Source organism: Pseudomonadota bacterium, from assembly GCA_041395565.1.
Classification (GTDB): Bacteria; Pseudomonadota; Gammaproteobacteria; order UBA9214; family UBA9214; genus UBA9214.
On sequence record JAWLAI010000003.1, the window covers coordinates 12,569 to 29,039 of the forward strand.

22 protein-coding genes are annotated in these 16,471 nt (G+C 62.3%); all 22 read right to left on the reverse strand.

Annotated elements, in window-relative coordinates; genetic code table 11:
- Positions 1–32: 32 nt before the first annotated feature.
- Entirely contained in the window at positions 33–1,268 is a 1,236-nt protein-coding gene (locus R3F42_03250; GenBank protein MEZ5541039.1) for an MFS transporter, read from the reverse strand.
- 132 nt (positions 1,269–1,400) lie between these two features.
- Positions 1,401–2,090 carry a hypothetical protein gene (locus R3F42_03255; GenBank protein ID MEZ5541040.1) on the reverse strand — a complete coding sequence of 230 codons (690 nt, stop codon included), beginning with the start codon at positions 2,088–2,090 and terminating at the stop codon, positions 1,401–1,403.
- Positions 2,091–2,158: 68 nt separating this feature from the next.
- Complete coding sequence (locus tag R3F42_03260; protein ID MEZ5541041.1) at positions 2,159–3,145, reverse strand: NAD(P)-dependent alcohol dehydrogenase; 987 nt, start codon at positions 3,143–3,145, stop codon at positions 2,159–2,161.
- 79 nt (positions 3,146–3,224) lie between these two features.
- Entirely contained in the window at positions 3,225–3,719 is a 495-nt protein-coding gene (locus tag R3F42_03265; GenBank protein MEZ5541042.1) for a L,D-transpeptidase family protein, read from the reverse strand.
- Between the two features lie 94 nt (positions 3,720–3,813).
- The gene (locus tag R3F42_03270) at positions 3,814–4,212 is read right to left on the reverse strand and encodes a cupin domain-containing protein (protein MEZ5541043.1); all 399 of its coding nucleotides are present in this window, start codon (positions 4,210–4,212) and stop codon (positions 3,814–3,816) included.
- Positions 4,213–4,243: 31 nt separating this feature from the next.
- Positions 4,244–4,690, reverse strand: coding sequence for a hypothetical protein (locus R3F42_03275; protein ID MEZ5541044.1), 447 nt, complete (start codon positions 4,688–4,690; stop codon positions 4,244–4,246).
- 13 nt (positions 4,691–4,703) lie between these two features.
- Positions 4,704–5,138: a DUF2214 family protein gene (locus R3F42_03280; protein ID MEZ5541045.1), complete on the reverse strand. Its 435-nt coding sequence runs from the start codon at positions 5,136–5,138 to the stop codon at positions 4,704–4,706.
- 66 nt (positions 5,139–5,204) lie between these two features.
- Positions 5,205–5,651: an SRPBCC domain-containing protein gene (locus R3F42_03285; GenBank protein MEZ5541046.1), complete on the reverse strand. Its 447-nt coding sequence runs from the start codon at positions 5,649–5,651 to the stop codon at positions 5,205–5,207.
- A 59-nt stretch (positions 5,652–5,710) separates the two neighbouring features.
- Positions 5,711–6,064 (reverse strand): SdpI family protein, encoded by a 354-nt coding sequence (locus R3F42_03290; protein ID MEZ5541047.1) that lies wholly within the window; start codon positions 6,062–6,064, stop codon positions 5,711–5,713.
- Between the two features lie 480 nt (positions 6,065–6,544).
- Positions 6,545–6,958, reverse strand: a complete 414-nt coding sequence (locus tag R3F42_03295) for an SRPBCC family protein (protein MEZ5541048.1) — start codon at positions 6,956–6,958, stop codon at positions 6,545–6,547.
- Positions 6,959–7,748: 790 nt separating this feature from the next.
- A complete protein-coding gene (locus tag R3F42_03300) occupies positions 7,749–8,075 on the reverse strand; it encodes a hypothetical protein (protein ID MEZ5541049.1) in 327 nt (108 codons plus the stop codon).
- Between the two features lie 93 nt (positions 8,076–8,168).
- Positions 8,169–8,786: a DUF1294 domain-containing protein gene (locus tag R3F42_03305; GenBank protein MEZ5541050.1), complete on the reverse strand. Its 618-nt coding sequence runs from the start codon at positions 8,784–8,786 to the stop codon at positions 8,169–8,171.
- Between the two features lie 200 nt (positions 8,787–8,986).
- Positions 8,987–9,613 carry a methyltransferase domain-containing protein gene (locus tag R3F42_03310; GenBank protein MEZ5541051.1) on the reverse strand — a complete coding sequence of 209 codons (627 nt, stop codon included), beginning with the start codon at positions 9,611–9,613 and terminating at the stop codon, positions 8,987–8,989.
- Positions 9,614–9,731: 118 nt separating this feature from the next.
- Positions 9,732–10,112, reverse strand: a complete 381-nt coding sequence (locus R3F42_03315; GenBank protein MEZ5541052.1) for a DUF1801 domain-containing protein — start codon at positions 10,110–10,112, stop codon at positions 9,732–9,734.
- Between the two features lie 128 nt (positions 10,113–10,240).
- The gene (locus R3F42_03320; protein ID MEZ5541053.1) at positions 10,241–11,137 is read right to left on the reverse strand and encodes a DMT family transporter; all 897 of its coding nucleotides are present in this window, start codon (positions 11,135–11,137) and stop codon (positions 10,241–10,243) included.
- 81 nt (positions 11,138–11,218) lie between these two features.
- Positions 11,219–11,704, reverse strand: coding sequence for a VOC family protein (locus R3F42_03325; protein MEZ5541054.1), 486 nt, complete (start codon positions 11,702–11,704; stop codon positions 11,219–11,221).
- A gap of 116 nt (positions 11,705–11,820) precedes the next feature.
- Positions 11,821–12,828, reverse strand: coding sequence for a hypothetical protein (locus R3F42_03330; protein MEZ5541055.1), 1,008 nt, complete (start codon positions 12,826–12,828; stop codon positions 11,821–11,823).
- 504 nt (positions 12,829–13,332) lie between these two features.
- Entirely contained in the window at positions 13,333–13,782 is a 450-nt protein-coding gene (locus R3F42_03335) for a hypothetical protein (GenBank protein ID MEZ5541056.1), read from the reverse strand.
- Positions 13,783–13,805: 23 nt separating this feature from the next.
- Entirely contained in the window at positions 13,806–14,378 is a 573-nt protein-coding gene (locus tag R3F42_03340; protein ID MEZ5541057.1) for a hypothetical protein, read from the reverse strand.
- Positions 14,379–14,817: 439 nt separating this feature from the next.
- The gene (locus tag R3F42_03345) at positions 14,818–15,297 is read right to left on the reverse strand and encodes a cupin domain-containing protein (GenBank protein ID MEZ5541058.1); all 480 of its coding nucleotides are present in this window, start codon (positions 15,295–15,297) and stop codon (positions 14,818–14,820) included.
- 586 nt (positions 15,298–15,883) lie between these two features.
- Positions 15,884–16,171, reverse strand: a complete 288-nt coding sequence (locus tag R3F42_03350) for a HigA family addiction module antitoxin (GenBank protein ID MEZ5541059.1) — start codon at positions 16,169–16,171, stop codon at positions 15,884–15,886.
- Between the two features lie 9 nt (positions 16,172–16,180).
- The gene (locus R3F42_03355) at positions 16,181–16,459 is read right to left on the reverse strand and encodes a type II toxin-antitoxin system RelE/ParE family toxin (GenBank protein MEZ5541060.1); all 279 of its coding nucleotides are present in this window, start codon (positions 16,457–16,459) and stop codon (positions 16,181–16,183) included.
- Positions 16,460–16,471 lie beyond the last annotated feature (12 nt).

Consider the following 16,471-nt stretch of genomic DNA (forward strand, 5'->3'; position numbering starts at 1 on the left):
GCCGGTCCGATGCACGCCGCGCGTGCCCGCCTTCAGCCCGGTCCGGCCGCTGCACCGCCGCGCGCACCGGGCCGGTACAGCAGCAGCCCCCCTGCCGCCGCCGCGGCGAACAGCGCCCCGGCGCCGAACGTGGCCACGGCGCCGCGGGTCTGCCACAGCGCGCCCGCGATCACGCTGGCCAGCAGCAGCGCCGCGCCGCTGACCAGATTGAAGATGCCGAAGGCCGTGCCGCGCAGGTCGTCCGGCGCCGTGTCGGCCACCAGTTTCGCCAGCAGTCCCTGGGTCAGCGCCATGTGCAGCCCCCACAGCGCGGCGCCGCCGAAGGTCTGCAGCGGCGTCCCCGCCACGGCCAGCAAGGCATCCGCGGCGATCAGCACGCCGAGTCCGGCGAGCAGCAGCCGGCGCGGCGACAGCACGTCGGCCAGCGCGCCGGCGGGATAGGCGCAGACCGCGTAGACGGCGTTCATCACGACCATGATCAGCGGCACGTATCCGATGGCGAGCCCCACCTCCTGCGCACGCAGGATCAGGAAGGCCTCGCTGAAGCGCGCCAGGGTGAAGACGGCACCGAGCGCGACCACCCGCCAGAAGCGCGGCGGCAGTGACCGCACCCTGGCGGGCGCCAGCGCGCCGCGCTTCCCGGACAGGGTGGCAGCCGGCTCGCGCACCGCTGCGAGCAGCACGGCGACGGCGAGCACGGCGGGGACGACCGCCAGCCACAGCACCGCGCGGATATCGTCCGCGAGCAGGACCATGCACACTAGCGCCAGCAACGGCCCGAGCAAGGCACCCAGGGTATCGAGCGCCTGCCGCAGGCCGTATGCCGCGCCGCGCAGGTGCCGGGGCACCAGGTCCGCGACCAGCGCATCGCGCGGGGCGCCGCGGATGCCCTTGCCGATCCGGTCGACACAACGCGCCGTGAAGACCCAGCCGATCGTCGCCGCCAGCGGGAACAGCGGCTTGGTCACGGCCGCGAGGCCGTAGCCGAGCACCAGCAGCGGCTTGCGCCGGCCCAGGTAATCGCTGTAAACGCCGGAAAACACGCGCATGAAAGCCGCGATCGCCTCGGCGCTGCCCTCGATCACGCCGATGGTCAGCATGGAGGCGCCGAGCACCGTGCCGAGGAACACCGGCAGCAGGCTGTGGATCAGCTCGGAGGAGACATCCATCAGCATCGAGACCAGGCCGAGCGCCCAGATGCCGCCGGGCAGCCGGCGGTAGCCGCTGCGTAGCGGGACGGGTTCATCCTGGCCGGCGGGAGCCTGCATGCGTGTTGCCTGTCGCGGGAAGTCGCGGCCCTGCCGGGATGCGGGCCGACGCCGTCGTCGATGATACAGGACGCGGCCGGACCTGCGGCAGCCGCGCGGGCCGTGCCGGAACAGCCCCGGGCCGGGCGCCGCTCAGGTCGGCTGCAGCTGCGTGGGCCGGATCGTGAATACGACCGGCGGCAGTGCCGTCACCCGCTGCAGCACATAGCGCCGCGGTCCGTCCTGGCGGATGCGCAGGAAATAGAATCCCGCCGCGGGGATGCTGATGTCGTGGACGTAGGTCTCGTCGTCGATCGCGACCTCACCCGTCAGTGTGCAGGCCCGGTCGAAATACATCAGGACCAGGTTTTCGCGCGTGCCGCCGTCGACGAAGCCGCCCGCGCCCAGCGGTTGGCGCGTCTTGGCGTCGAACGGGAAGGTACCGATGCGTGCGAAGCGGGTGCGCGCCGGCCGCAGCGACAGCCCGGTCGTCTCCGCGCCCGCCTGCAGCGTCGCCGCCCCGGCCCGCAGACCCGGCTCCGCCCGCGACAGCTCCAGGTGCAGACGGTCCTCGGGTGTCAGCAGGACGGTGAACAGCAGGTCGTTGCCGGGCGTGCCGAAGATCCGGCCCGGAATATAGGGAAAGACCAGGACGAGATGCCCGGCCTGGAAGCGGGGATCCACCACCTGGTTGTCGTCGTCGATGTACTCGACGCTCGCGATCAGCTCGCTCAGCGCGCCGTCCGCCACCGAGCCCCGGACGGCGCCCGGCGGCGCGCAGCCTCCCAGCATGGCCGCCAGCAGCACGGCCATCAGCACCAGCCCGGTCCTTGCCTGTCTCACGCGTTTCCGCCTCCGTCATTGCGCAGCCGCCGTCCGGCCGTCGTTCCTGTATCGGCCCGCAATCCCGCTCATGCACCGGCATGCGCGGGCAGCACGATCACGTTCCCCTGCTTGTGTCCCTGCTCGACGTAGCGGTGCGCCTCCACGATACGCTCCAGCGGATACAGCCGGTCGATGACCGGGCGGTACGCGCCCGCGTCGGCCAGCGCCCCCAGGAACGCCAGGTCGCGGGCCTTGTCGGCCGCCGGCCGCAGGCCCGTGAACATGATGCGCGCACGCCGGCCGCCGGGGATGCGCGTCCACAGTGTCTGCAGCAGGATCGCCGGTGTCAGTACCGTCGCGAGATAGACGCCGCCGCGCCGCAGCACGCCGCGGCAGCGCGCGAAGGAACTCTTGCCCGCCGTGTCGAACACGATGTCGTAGCGTTTGGCCGTACGGGTGCAATCCTCGCGGGTGTAGTCGATGGCCCGTTCGGCACCGAGCGCAAGCACAAGTTCCAGGTGCGCGGTGCTGCAGACCCCGGTGACCTCGGCGCCGAAATGCACTGCCAGCTGCACGGCAGCCGTTCCCACCGAGCCGGATGCGCCGATCACCAGGACCCGCTGACCACGCCGGATGCGGCCCGCATCGCGCAGGAAGGGCAGCGCCGTCAGCCCGCCCGCGCAGAGGCTCACGGCCTCGGCGTAATCGAGACGCGCCGGCAGCGGCGCCAGCGCCCCGTCGGCCGGCAGACAGACCGCCCCGGCATGGGCACCGAAACCGGAGTCACTCGCGGCGAAGACCCGCTGGCCCGGCCGGAAGCGCCGGACCGCCGCGCCCACGGCGACGATGTCGCCGGCCAGGCTGGATCCCAGCACCGGCACGCGCGGCCGGACCGGGCCGGTGGCAAGCCGCGCCGCCAGCGGCCGGCCGCGACGGAACAGGCAGTCCTCCGCTGCCACCGCCGCCGCCCGGATGCGGATCAGCACCGCGTCGGGCGCGGGCACGGGATCGTCCAGCGTCGCCAGCTGCAGGACGTCCGGCGGTCCGTAGCGGTCGTAGACGGCTGCCTGCATGTGCTTCCTCCCGTTCCGCCGCGGTATCCCGCAGCCTCCAGCGCGTTCTGCGCGGTGGCGCCGGGTGCGCCACCCGCGCTCAGGGCACGATCTGGATCGGCGTGCCGGTCTCGACCAGTTCCCAGATCTCGTCCATCTCCCGGTCGGTCACCGCGATGCAGCCGTCGGTCCAGTCGAAGCCCTGCGTGATCCAGGCCACCCAGCCACGGCCATTGCGCTGACCGTGGATCATGATCGCGCCGCCCGGGTCCACGCCGGCCGCGCGCGCGCGGGCACGGTCCGCGTCATTCGGATAGGAGATGTGGATGGCCTTGTGGAAGGCGCTGTCGGACTTCTTGTAGTCCAGGGTATAGCTACCCTCCGGCGTCCGCTCGTCGCCGGCCCGCTGTTTGTGCCCGACCGGGTTGGCCCCGAAGGCCACCGCGTATTCCCGCACCGGCGCGCCCTGCGACACCAGGTAGAGCCTGGCGGCGGACTTGTCGACGTAGACCAGGTCGATGGCCGGATCTGCGGCCGCGGCGAGGCCGGGCAGCGCGAGCGGCAGGGCGGCGCACAGGACGCGAATTGGCTGCATGTTGCCGTCTCTTATGCTCAGGTAGAACCGTCTGACCCGACCTGCCGCAACCGCGCGTGGGGCACGCGCACGATGGCATGCCGTCATCCCGGCATCACCGCCGGTCACCCGCGGGGATTGTAGCGTCTGCCGCGCGGCGACGGTAACCGTACAGCCAGCGCGCGGTCGTGTCGCCGCTATTGCGCACCGAGTGGCGCACGCCCGCGGGGATGCAGAGTTCCACTCCCGGCGCCGGCCGGCTGACCGCGCCGTCGACCTCGAATACCAGCGTCCCCTCGAGCACGCACACGAGTTCATCCGTATCGTGCACGAAATCCTCCCAGCACTGGCCCGGGGGATCGACCCAGAGCGCACAGCTGAATCCCCTGGCGGCCCAGTCCCGGGCGATGTCCTGCCGGTCCGGGACGGTCATGTGCTGCCGCAATGCCGATTCATGCCGCCGGTTGTAGATGCGCGCGCCGCGCCACGCGGCATTGCGCCGGAACGAGCGCACCGCCGCGACGCCCGCAGGACGGCAGGCCGCGCTAGCGGATGCGATACGCCGAATGACAGGACACGCACGCCGCGGTCACCTCCGACAGCGCCTGGTAGGCGGGCAGCGGCTCGCCCTCCTCCGCGCGCAATGCGAAACGGCTGGCCGCGTGATGCATGCGGGTACCGGCCCGCTGCATCTCCGCCGGCATGAACCGCGCCATGTGCGCCGCCCCGTGCGCCTCGAGCGCGCTCATCCCCAGGCGGGCCTCCGCGATCCGGGCCGCGGCATCCAGGTCGCCCAGCGCGAGCGCCGCCAGTATCTCGTCCAGGGCGGCGAGATGATCGCGCATGTTCGACAGCATGTGCGCCTGCATCTGCGCCGGCAGCTCCACCCGTTCGCGCGTATCCCCGGCGGCGGGTTCCGCGGCCTGCAGCAGACAGGGCAGCCATGCCGCGAGCACGAGCGCGGTGCGCAGGCGGGCGCGCGGCACGGACACAGGCGCTACCGTATCAGCCCTGGCCATAGCCATGGGCCATCAGCACCGCCAGGACCGGCAGCAGCAGCAGTACGAGCAGTTCCGCCCGGACGATGTGGATCAGCCGCGCCGGCACCGCGATGATCGCTGCCGGCGACTTGCGCTGCCTGAGCAGGAACACGGTCGGGTAGATCGACAGCAGGCCCAGCAGCACGAACGCGCCCAGCTTGGCGTGGAAGACCGGGTTGCCGCTGTAGTACGCCGCCGGCTTGCCCGTCCATAACCAGAGCGACAGCCCCGCGCCGAGGACGACCAGCGCCGACAGCCCGTAGATCGCGTCGATCACCGCCAGGCGCCGGATGTCTTCGGCCCCGAGCCGCGGCTTGAGCAGCAGATGCTCGCCCACGAGCATCGATGCCAGCACCATGATGCCGAGAAAATGCACAGTGCGGATGATCACCTCAGTCATGGCGCCAACTATACACCCTGACCCGCGCGCCGTGGCGGTCGATGCCCGGCAGGGTATGCGGCTGCATCACGATCCGGCGCCCAGGTGCAGCGACAGACGATCGAGATTCTGCTCGTTGCCGGGCTCCGCGACATGGCGCACGGCCGCCGCCACCGCGGGATCCTCGAATACCTGGACCCAGCGCACCTGGGTTCCGTCAGCCGTGGGCAGGAGCGACACCGTGAGCGTGAACCGTGGCGGGGAGACATGCTGGATCACGATCCGCCGGTCCGCCGCCAGTTCCGCAAAGATGCATTCGTTGCGGTAATCGTGGCCATCGGGGCCATGCATGACGAACCGCCAACGGCCGCCCGTCTTGAACTCGAACGTTTCGAAGCGGTTGGTGAAGCCCTGCGGCCCCCACCATTGCGCCAGTCGTGCCGGATCGGCAAACGCGGCGTAGATCGCCGCGGCGGTGCCTGCCAGGGTCCGCGCCGTCTGGAGCGTGCGATCGGTGTGCGCCGGATCGGTCATCGGGCAGGACCCGTCTCAGGATACCGTGCGGCGGCGCAGGGTTCGCGGCCGCCGCGGCATCACCGGCCCGCCCCGGGGTGCTGCCGCACGAAGCGCAGCGTGGCCAGCGCCGCGAACAGGCCGGGCAGGGTGAAACACGCCACGGTGAGCGGCACGACCAGCCCCGGCGCGAGCGGCAGGGTGAAACGGACGGTAATGGCGAAGGCGCAGGCAATCGCCGTCGCGGCGATGAGCAAGCGGCCGAAGTAGGCATTCGCTTCGCGCCACAGCGCCGCGTCGGCCTGCGTCGCCCGGGTGCGGAAACCGTAGACGGGATTGGGTGGCACCCTGCGCAACACCAGCGGGATCGCGAGCGCGACCAGCACCAGCGAGACGCCGATAACGGTGACGAGGCTCTTGTCGTATAGGTCCATGCTACAGCCTTGCAACGGCGCATCGATCGGTCGGTGCCACCGGCTGCCGCTGCGACCCGGTCAGGGGTGCTGCGCCGGCCGGCTGCCTGGCGCACATAGATATAGCGCACACGGGGAATCTTTGCACCTTTATCTGCAGCAGCGGTTAAACCGGATCCGAGCAAGACGTGCATTTCGAGAGCCGGCAACCGGGGATATGTGATGCGGGGTCGATTCCTCGTCCAGCAGCGCTATGGCGTGTTTCGCGACCAGATCACTCTTGTCTTCGGGAAAGGCCGATACAAAGGGGCCTTCGATTGCGTCATGATCGTGATCCGTCGCCAGCCGCGATCGACATGATTCCCCTGTCAGCGCCAGGGCCGGCTGCGGCTGGCGTGACGCAGCATGTGCGCAATCACGGCAACCCTGCGCATGCGCTGCGTGACGTCGAATTTCCGGGTGAGTGCAGGCATGGCTTGACCGCTCCTTCAAGCGCCGGCTTCACTGCCGGGGCTGTGCCTCCACGTGACGCTTGAAGTTTTCCAGGATCGCCTGCCACCCCGCCCGCTGCTGTTCCGGGGTATGGCTGGATTCGGCATCGAACGTAATTGTGACCCGCACACCGTCCGCCCCCGGCACGAACTCGACCCTTGCCATCCGCTCACCGAATGCATACTCGAGCAGCCGCGGCTCGACGACGTTCGTGTAGGTACCGGCGAAATCGAAACCCATACTCCCGTCCTTCGCCTCCATGCGCGAGGAGAAGGCGCCGCCGACGCGCAGGTCGACCGCGGCGGCGGTCGTGTGCCAGTCGGCGGAGGCCGCATTCCACTGTTTGATGTCTTCCGGTGTCGTATAGGCACGCCATACCGCATCGACAGGCGCCGCGATCACGGCTGTAACTGTAATCCTCATGACCTGCCCTCACTGTTAACAGTTGAAATCACAAATCCGGACCGGGAACCGGTACGCCTGACATGCCGGGCAGGCGCATGGTACCACCGCCCTTTCCGGAACACGCATCAACCGGGTCGACGCAGGGCCATTCGTCGCGGCCTCGATGCCGACTGCCGGGCCCGGCGGCGTGACCGTCCGATTCGGCACTGCCTCTGCCTCCGTCACTCCGGTCGATAGTCGACATATGCGACAGGTTCATCGCAAACCGGCTCACCGGCTGCATGACTGGAGTAGAAGGTGATGACCCGGCCGGCAGGTTCCACGACCCGGAACGCTTCGTGGCCGAGGTCCGGCCTGGACTCGATCGGCGCCGGGTCGAGGCCCAGCATCCGTGAAGCGCCGATGCGTGTCGTGGATGTCGTCCACCATCAGATCGAAAGCAGCAGGTCCCGCGGGCGCTTGTTCCTTCCGCAGCAACAGCAAATGCGTTCCACCGCAGCTCGCTGACTCCAGCGTCAGCGCTTTCGAATAGCGGACGCATCCCGATCCTGCGAACGAACGCTGCAGACTCGGCCATCCGGTCCGTTTCCAGAACCACGTGGCGACGCCGACGGCCGGTCGTGCAGCGTTCCCCTGAGCCTCCGCCAGCGTCATGGAACCTTCACCCTGGCATACGGCCGCAGCGGGCGCGGCTCCGGGTCGTCGCGTCTGGGGATTTCCCGCGGCGCGTTGGCAGCTTTGAAATATCCATACGCCGGCTGCGCGCAGTCCCCGATCATCGGGCCAGCCGCCCGAACGCTGCCCGGCTTCACCTCGGGTCCGCCCAGACCAGCGCCGCATCGCGCCGCTCGCGATAGAATTCCGGACACCTTCCATCGCCGCGCCCGTCGATACCGCCATCCGGTGCGCAGATGTACTTGCCGGCATCGTCGTAGAGCTCGCCCGGAACATCGCAGCAATAGGGCGTGACGTAGTAGACCGCCATGCCCTTGTAGGCATAGCGCCAGATCTGTGCCGGCGGGTTTCGCTGCTCACTGTCGCGCAACTGCGCGATCATTTGCTCGACGAATGCCGGCCTGCCGGGATCCCCCGACGTGCAGCCGACCGCATGGACCAGCAATCCGCAGGCCGCCATGTGCTTCCAGCAATGCATGCTAGCGCCCAGCATTTGCGAACACGGCATGGCCGCACAGCATGGCTGCGTCGAGCGGGAGTGTGTCACGCGCTTTCACGCAAGCAAGGATATCAGCGATTGCCATGCGCTTCGCCCACCCGGGGTAAGCAACCAGGCCAATGCCGTGCAGTTCAGGATTACGGTTGCCCAGAATACGGCACGAAACGGCTGCTTCCGCGTTTTGTGCCTCAACCTGCCTTGCGCAAGCAACGCGCCGGGCCAACCACCAACGAGGCCCAGAACATGCAGGTTGTTTTCGGGGATCCGCCTACCGGACCTTTCCGCTGCCATTTTGTCGCGCGCGTATGCGGCATAGGTAGCGAGGCTGGCACCGAGATAGAGGCCCAGCACCTGCGGGGGTACTGCCGCGGCCACGGCGGCAAGCGTGACCAGCAACAGGAAGGTTAGCGCGAGTAGTTGGGCCGGTTTGCCACCCTGCCTGCCCGGTCTTGCCCTATCCCTAACGCCGGCCAACGCCGCCCCCGCCGCAATCGGCCGCCCCTTGGAATCCGCCGTCACGGAGTAGGTTACGATATCCCCAACTGACGGGCGGCGCGCTCGGTTTGCGAAGGCCTTGATATGTATGAATGTCCGGGCACCGCCTGTCATCGGGGAGATGAAGCCGTACCCCTTCTCGTCATTCCAGGCCGCAATCTTGCCCTTGCTTCTCATGGGCAGGGATTCCACCGTCCAACAGGCGCCTGCATGATGCCGTCCAGTGATGCGAACGTGGAGGCGATGAGCTTTCTCATGGAAAAACTCCTGCAATGCGGCTGGCTATGCGCTTACACGCTGACGTCTGCGGCGGCCGGCGTGCGACCGCGACTGCTCGCCAATGACCAATAACGCCTGCCCGAACGAGCGGTTCGTCTTCACTGCGCACGCTCCATGATAAGCAGGTAGGCAAGGCGATTTCCATACGCGGCGCGCTCGACAAAGCCGGCGCCATTTGCCAGTGCGCGCACGGAGGAGCGCGACTGAAAGTGTGGGTCGAAGATGAGTTCGGCGATTGCCAATAGCCCACCAGGCTTCAGGCAACGAAACAGCTCAGCGAGCGCTGCCGCGCGGTCCGGGATTTCGCCCAGCACGGCACAGATGACCGCCCGGTCGAAGCTGTCGGGTTCGAGGTGCCCTGCCCCGAGGCTGGCGCGGATGGTTGTAACATTCGTGAGGCCTGCTGCCCGGGCCTTTTCTGCAACGCGATCGAGCATGCCCTGCTGGAGATCGGCAGCGCAAACGACGCCGTCAGGTCCGACCGCGCCGGCGAGCGGGATAGTCACCCGACCCGGACCGCAGCCGGCGTCCAGCACCTGCATGCCCGGGATAAGCGACAGGCTGTCGACGATGAAACCGGCGCGATTGGAGCGCGCAAAGGGGTTGTCGATTTCGACCAGCCGGCCAAGCCAAGGCGGGCACGGGAGTGATTGGCGGTTCGACAGCACGCGCCAGACGATGCCGACTGCAATGAGGCTGGCCAGTGCCAGCAACACGTAAGTCATGGTTTTACCATGGTGTTACGCCAGTGACGCCGAACGTGGAGCCAGCCGGCGCTGTACGACTCTGGCGCGCAGCCTCCAGCGGCCGAAGGAAACATCGTGTGGCGACATGATATGCAACTTATCCTCTCTTGTGTAATTGGGCCAGCCTGTATTCCACCATCGCAATGACAAGCGCCCTGGGAATGGGCTTGTGCAATGGAAATTGAATGGATCCTTGCGCGAATTTGTACCCGGCAAGCCGCTCAGCAAATGCGTCGATGACTGCCGGAGAGGGATAAAACCCGACATGCTTCGAAAAGCCAGCAATCATGATTTGCTGGTCGCGCTTCCCGCCCGCCACCAGGGCAAAAGCCGGTATCTTGTAATTGATCAGTTCTGAGGCATTTGGCGCTGCATGCCGGATGCAACGCCGTAATTCTTCGAGCGCCAACCGGGTTTCTGGAGGAAATTGCGCAACGTATTCATCCACCGCCTTTGACCTGTTTCGATGGTCATTCATCAAGGTCTCCCGTTATGCTCCTGAAGCCACATAGCGCCGAAGCTCGGCCGCGCCTGACGCGACGGGCGCTTTACGCAAGCGAGGCGGCTGGCGGGTCTCGCGTCTGCTGCAGCGTCTGGTTGGGCACACTATGCGCGACTGCCAGAATGTACGAAAATGTAGATCCCGCCAAGTACGACAGCAGCAGCAACCTCCAACCGAATTGTAAGCGCTTCGCCCAGGAAAAGTACGCCACCGACTGCCGCAATCAGCGGAACGCTCAATTGCACCGTCGCCGACGTTCCCGCCGTCAGCCTTGGGAGTACCGAGTACCACAGCGCATAGCCGAGCCCCGAGGCTAGCGCACCGGATGCAATTGCCAAAACCCAACCCACCCACGTCGACTGATCCGAACTATCGAATGCCAGGAGATATAGTGCCGCGGCCAATGGCACAGCCCTAATGAAATTGCCGGCGCTAGCCACGGTCGCATTCCTTGTACCGCGCCCCCGCAGCGAATAGATACCCCAGCATATCCCTGCCGCAACCATCAAAACCGCGCCCAACAGCGGCGGCGCCTCGACACCGGGTGATACGAACCAGGCCAACCCGGCAAAGGCCGACGCCAGACCGAACCACTGCCAGGATGTAAGACGCTCGCCCCGAAGCAGGCCCCAGGAAATCATCGAGATCTGAACCGCCCCAAACAGCAATAATGCCCCCGTTCCTGCGCTCAATGTTAAGTAAGCGAATGAAAAGCAGGCGGCATAACCAAAAAGTGCCGCGGCCGAGAGCCAATCGCCACCGACATCGCGCTTGCCACCGCGCAGGGCGACCAACAACCAGAGTACAGCGGCACCCGACACGAGTCGCGCAAACGTAAACTCCGCAACTCCAATTGATCTGGACGCCAGTGCTTCCCTGCAAAGAAGTGAATTTGTTGCGAAAGCGCCCATAACCAAAACGGTCAACACGACGAGCCGTGGTGTCGAAGAACTGTTCACAAAGGACAGGCTTTTGAAGCCTTCAAGTCGCGCACCCAACATCCCGCCTGAGCGATCGCGTGCAAGCGAGGTCTATTGACTGCGCTGGCAGCGCGTGTACTTGATGCCGTCGTTAGTTATCATTCAACCACGCAGCGCCGCCTCAATTGAACTGATATCGATTTTTTTCATTTCCAGCATCGCATCGAATGCGCGCTTCGCGGCAGCCGGATCGGGGTTGGCGATAGCTTCCGACAGAGCCACCGGTGTTATTTGCCACGACACCCCCCACTTATCCTTACACCAGCCGCAGGCACTTTCCTGGCCACCATTGCCAACGATCGCATTCCAATAACGATCCGTTTCAGCTTGATCCGTGGTTGCCACCTGGAACGAAAACGCCTCACTTTGCGTGAACGCAGGCCCGCCGTTGAGTCCGAGACAGGGGATACCCATAACGGTGAACTCCACGGTCAGCACGTCTCCCTTCTTTCCTGACGGAAAATCGCCCGGCGCGCAGTACACGGCGCCGACGCAGGTATCCGGGAATGTATCGGCGTAGAAGCGTGCCGCTTCTTCAGCACCACCGTCGTACCACAGGCAAATCCTGTTCTTTCCTGGTATTGGCATGTCACGCCCCCATTGAGACAGAGAATCAGACTGTTCCTCGTCGGCACTTGGCCTTAGTGGCTAACGATCAAGCACCGGCGCGTAGCGACCGAGTGACGCATTGGCAGGCGCCGCTGCTATCGCCTCCAATACTTCCATTCTTTGAGTCGCCCATTTGTGGCTTCGAATGAACTTCCGAGTGCGTATCCGCTAAAAATCAGATCGCCGAAAGGATAGTGCCAGTACAAGTATCCTGTCTGCGTGCCAGACAGGGTCTCGTCCACGGTGCGTGAAGGAACCCCGAGGAGGCCGTATACGTCTTTCTGGCTCATATCGGTTTTCAGCTGAGACCATTTCGGTGTAAGGTCATCAAGCGGCGGCAGTCCGGTGCGCTCTACCCGGTCAATCAGCTTGGCCTCTTTGACAATGCCTGAAGGATCGATCACCACTGCCAATTTGCCAATAAACCTCACGTCGGCACCAACCAGCATCTCGTTGAATTCGTATATCAGTCCCTTGTCTTCCTGATTGGAAGTCAATGGATATTGAAACACGCCATTAGGTGCACCTAGCACCGCATATAGTTGCTGCTCCGTAGTGCCCGGCTTGATCCTGCTGGCAGACTCGACCTTAAAAAAGGTACTGTCACTTTCAAATGAGCTTCTGAACAGCTTCCCAACAAGCATGTCTTCATAAAAGTGCAGCTGGAGCAGACGACCGGGCACCACGTCAGGCGCATCTGAGGCCCCGAGATTGGCTGCATCAGAGTACACATAATTGAGAATGTCGAGTGATTTGTCGTTGACGACCACCGCTCGTGTCGATACCGGCCGCCCCATCAACCCGTTGACATCCTGTTTTGTCGTGACGCCTAAAACCAGCGCACTTTCAGCGGGCCGTACGAAATTGTTTCCGTATGCGCATGCCACCAAACTAGCTGCGAGCGCAACGAGCAGGCCATAACGCACCGCTTTGACACATCCGGCGTGATTAAGCATGAGCAGATCCGTGATGTTCCTGGGATTACGATTCATCGTGTTTCCAGTGTAATTGCCCAATGGGTTGTTGCACTCTTTTTTGCCCGGGTACTTTTTTGGTTCGATTTTCTGCTGAGGGTTGAAATGAGTGGTGCGCGCGTAACGCACATCCGGCCCGCCTGGAAGGCGGGCGCACACGACTGATTTGTTGTGTGACGACCTAACCCGTAAATCCACATTTCGGGCACCTCTTCTGAGACCGGATATCTCTGTCCTTCGCCGATCCAATTGGCGATCTGAGAAAATACAACCACCAACGTCCTTTGCATTTCGGACACCTGATGTTTAGGACTGATAGTTGCGCCAGCATTAATACAGCGAGCATCAGTACAGTTAACGCCAGATCGCTGAAATAGAGACTGCGCACCACCGAAAATTGATGCAGGATAAGAAAAACAAACAATATGATGCCAATAATATTTAATAAGAGATATACATGAAGCTTCCATGCCTGGCGCGTACGGTAAAGTATTGATCCCGTATCAATCATTGTTAGTCACATAACACCGCGTTAAGGGACGGCCAGCGCGTAATGCCGTTGCGAAAAAATGGCGCAGCCATTCGCAAAAAGGCACGGAGTGACGGGCGCCCCTGTGAGCAAAGCGTGCGACTTCAACACCTTGTCATACCGTTCATTCTTCGATTCTTGGACATAAAGGTTGCCGACATATTGCCACTTTTCTCCGAGCCGTCCTTGAGCACGATTCGGTAATTCGCTTGGAGGAGCTTTCGCGGCACGAGGTGTTCGATATGAAAAGTACCCGACTTACACGGTACCCATTGAAAAGGATTGAAACTTTTCAAATAGTCGCATGCGTGTAGCTCGGAATCCTTGTATTCCGCCTTGCCAAGATCAAACTGAAATGTGAGCGCACCAGCATCGTTCCTTCGGGCCACCTCAACATCATTGTATCCCTCTCGAATGAACACTCCCAATGCGCCTTCTAACCCACCGTCGTTGAAACATGCAGCCTTCGATTCGACATCACTGCCTTCCGCCGCGCTGGCGATTACAATTGCCGTTGACGCCAGAAACAGGATTAACGTTGTACGGTAATTCATCGCTGCACTAGTAGATATAACGATCAAGGCGAGGAGCGTGGAGCAAGCGCAGCTTGCGGAGCGCCCTTCTCGACTGCAGTGTCTGCAGTCTGATAGGCCGACTCGAAGTCCTCGCCGTTATTAATACGTGCTATGAAGGCAAGAAGACCCGTGTTACCAGCTTGCGCGAGCCAAGGACGCAGTTCATGCCCTGCCGCCGTATAGACGGGGCGGATTTCTTCTTCGCCTTTTGCTTTGCGTTCGATGTTCTTGTCCTCACCGTAGCGGTGTACTGCACCAAGCCACTGCCTCAATGATTTCAGGCCATGCAACTCTTCCGTTGTGGGGCGCGGAATATTACAAGCGACCAGGTATTGCCAGTGAGATTCCGAATGCTCAGGCGCCTCACTTACCGCAACGGCCACTCCTTCATCAAACCATTGCGGCATATGCCACCAAGCACCCAGGGTAAGACGGGTGCGGATTTCATCGTGAGACCACTCATGCGCGATAAAATGCCAGTTCAGCCCACGCGGTGAAAGCAGGATGCGATTACCGTAGACCTTCGCTTTTGATCCTCGCCCACCGCCAAAGGCTTCGTAACATCCTTCGCTCATGCATGCGTTAACAATTGGGCGCGATTGCACGCCGCCATATGCGAGACGTATGGCGTCTTCTGCTCGCTCCATAGCTTCACGAAGTTTGCTACGCGTCGTCTCGTCCGCGCCAGTCTCGACATAAATGTTTGGTGAAACAGCCCTTAAACCAAAGCTCTGCGGTGCAAGTAATTTTCCTCCTTGAAGGACGCTGCATCCACCGACGAGACCTGAGAATATGAGAACAGTGATGACTTTAGGAAATCACACGGGCCAAAAGGCTCTGGGTTGAGACGGCGAACGCCCAGGCAAGCGGCTCTCTGGTCGGAGCAATTGTTCGCGCAACAATGGCGCAGCCATGCGCGAACAGGCGCGGAGCGCTGCGCGTCCGGGTGGGGAGCATGGCGACGAACGACTTGACCGCCTTGTTAGCCACAGTTGCGCTCCTAGTTGAGTGTATTCAATAGGGAGTCCCATCCTTGTGAAAAAAATTCCAATTGCCATCGACAAATGAAGCCTGAAGATCATCATCTGGGTAGATAACCGCATCTCCTTGCGTTCTATCGCCAATCTCTAGGTACACTACTTCCTCGGCCGTTTCGTTGACCAAGTTGTAGGCACGTCCAGTGCCAGCCCTCATTCCCGCACACATTCCTGGAGAAAGGCGAATGGGCCCTTCGTCGGTTCGAAGGGTGGGATACCCCTGTAAAATATAAACGAACTCATCTTGTTTTGAATGCGCATGACGGAGCGCAGAGGCAGCATTCGGAGTCAGCCGCGTGAGGTTGACACCGAAATTCTTGAGCCCGAAATAATCGCCAAGCTGACGTTTCTCTCTACCCGCCACGTACGAGGCAAATTGCTTTGGATAGATGGACGATTTCGCACGGGGTGGTACATCGACGGCGTTAACTGCGAGAACCTCTGCCTCATTCTGCATAAATACCATCCCGGATGCTTGTGATTTGGGGCTAACGTTTTGGGTATGGGATTGTAGCGTAGGTCCCAGCGACCGAAGGGAGCGCCCTTGACCCGTTTGTTAGCTGCGATTCTTCACTTCATGTGTTTCATTACAGCCGAAGTCCAATGCCACACAAGGTTCGTTACCGTTTACCCATGCATCATGACCCGGAGCCAATTCAAAAGCTTCGCCGGGACCAACAACGGACTCTTCTCCGCTGGCACTTTTTACGGTAAAAGAACCCGATAATATGTAACCTATGTGATTCTCAGATGGCTTTCCCGTTTGTTTGCCCACATGCTCGGACCACCGCCAGCCAGGCAGATATGTGCCTATGCCAACAAATGACGTTCTTAGATTTACAGCCGATCTTGTACTGCCGTCCAGAAACACCCACGATGCATCAGAAGAAGATGGATCTGCAATGATGTTTTCTCTATTCAACGTTCGATCTCAACTTATGTGCAGCCAACGTTTGAACTTTGGCGCACCGAGCGCAGCGAGGGAACCCTTGACTCCGCGGGCGAAAGCGAGCGGCGTCAAGGGCGTCGACAGGAGTGACTTGTTATGCTGCAGATAGCCTTTTGACATTGAGCTGCTTCCGCTTCTTCTCTGCTTCCCAAAGATCATATTGTGTCTGCTGGTTCAGCCAGCTCTCTGAGCTCGTACCAAAAGCAAGGGAAAGTCGCACCGCCATTTCAGGGCTGATACCTGAACGACCATTGAGAATTGCTGAAAGGGTCTTTCGGGTAATACCAAGGGCATCAGCAACCTCGGTAATACTCAATCCCAGGGGTTCTATACATAGCTCTCGCAGGATTTCTCCTGGATGGGGTGGATTGTGCATCTTCATCACGGCACCTCAATGATAATCTTCATAACCAACTACATCGGCATCCTTGCCATGAAAAGCAAAAGTTACACGCCAGTTTCCACTGACCCAGACTGACCAAATCCCTTTCCGCTTACCTCCAAGTTCATGCAATTTCAGGCCCGGAAGATCCATATCTTTTGGATTTGTCGAAGCGTTCAAACGACCCAGAATCAGCCTCAAACGATTCGCATGTTTGGCCTGGATTCCAGACTTGGTGCCATTCAGAAAGAATTTTTCGAGACCCTTGTGCTTGAAGCTCCGTATCATGCACAGGAGTGT

Excerpts from the sequence above, each read along its gene's own strand:
- R3F42_03250 (MEZ5541039.1), bottom strand. The coding sequence starts at position 1,268 with ATGCAGGCTCCCGCCGGCCAGGATGAACCCGTCCCGCTACGCAGCGGC.
- R3F42_03260 (MEZ5541041.1), bottom strand. The coding sequence starts at position 3,145 with ATGCAGGCAGCCGTCTACGACCGCTACGGACCGCCGGACGTCCTGCAG.
- R3F42_03265 (MEZ5541042.1), bottom strand. The coding sequence starts at position 3,719 with ATGCAGCCAATTCGCGTCCTGTGCGCCGCCCTGCCGCTCGCGCTGCCC.
- R3F42_03280 (MEZ5541045.1), bottom strand. The coding sequence starts at position 5,138 with ATGACTGAGGTGATCATCCGCACTGTGCATTTTCTCGGCATCATGGTG.
- R3F42_03285 (MEZ5541046.1), bottom strand. The coding sequence starts at position 5,651 with ATGACCGATCCGGCGCACACCGATCGCACGCTCCAGACGGCGCGGACC.
- R3F42_03290 (MEZ5541047.1), bottom strand. The coding sequence starts at position 6,064 with ATGGACCTATACGACAAGAGCCTCGTCACCGTTATCGGCGTCTCGCTG.
- R3F42_03295 (MEZ5541048.1), bottom strand. The coding sequence starts at position 6,958 with ATGAGGATTACAGTTACAGCCGTGATCGCGGCGCCTGTCGATGCGGTA.
- R3F42_03300 (MEZ5541049.1), bottom strand. The coding sequence starts at position 8,075 with ATGGCGGCCTGCGGATTGCTGGTCCATGCGGTCGGCTGCACGTCGGGG.
- R3F42_03305 (MEZ5541050.1), bottom strand. The coding sequence starts at position 8,786 with ATGAGAAGCAAGGGCAAGATTGCGGCCTGGAATGACGAGAAGGGGTAC.
- R3F42_03310 (MEZ5541051.1), bottom strand. The coding sequence starts at position 9,613 with ATGACTTACGTGTTGCTGGCACTGGCCAGCCTCATTGCAGTCGGCATC.
- R3F42_03315 (MEZ5541052.1), bottom strand. The coding sequence starts at position 10,112 with ATGAATGACCATCGAAACAGGTCAAAGGCGGTGGATGAATACGTTGCG.
- R3F42_03320 (MEZ5541053.1), bottom strand. The coding sequence starts at position 11,137 with ATGTTGGGTGCGCGACTTGAAGGCTTCAAAAGCCTGTCCTTTGTGAAC.
- R3F42_03325 (MEZ5541054.1), bottom strand. The coding sequence starts at position 11,704 with ATGCCAATACCAGGAAAGAACAGGATTTGCCTGTGGTACGACGGTGGT.
- R3F42_03335 (MEZ5541056.1), bottom strand. The coding sequence starts at position 13,782 with ATGAATTACCGTACAACGTTAATCCTGTTTCTGGCGTCAACGGCAATT.
- R3F42_03340 (MEZ5541057.1), bottom strand. The coding sequence starts at position 14,378 with ATGAGCGAAGGATGTTACGAAGCCTTTGGCGGTGGGCGAGGATCAAAA.
- R3F42_03345 (MEZ5541058.1), bottom strand. The coding sequence starts at position 15,297 with ATGCAGAATGAGGCAGAGGTTCTCGCAGTTAACGCCGTCGATGTACCA.
- R3F42_03350 (MEZ5541059.1), bottom strand. The coding sequence starts at position 16,171 with ATGAAGATGCACAATCCACCCCATCCAGGAGAAATCCTGCGAGAGCTA.
- R3F42_03355 (MEZ5541060.1), bottom strand. The coding sequence starts at position 16,459 with ATGATACGGAGCTTCAAGCACAAGGGTCTCGAAAAATTCTTTCTGAAT.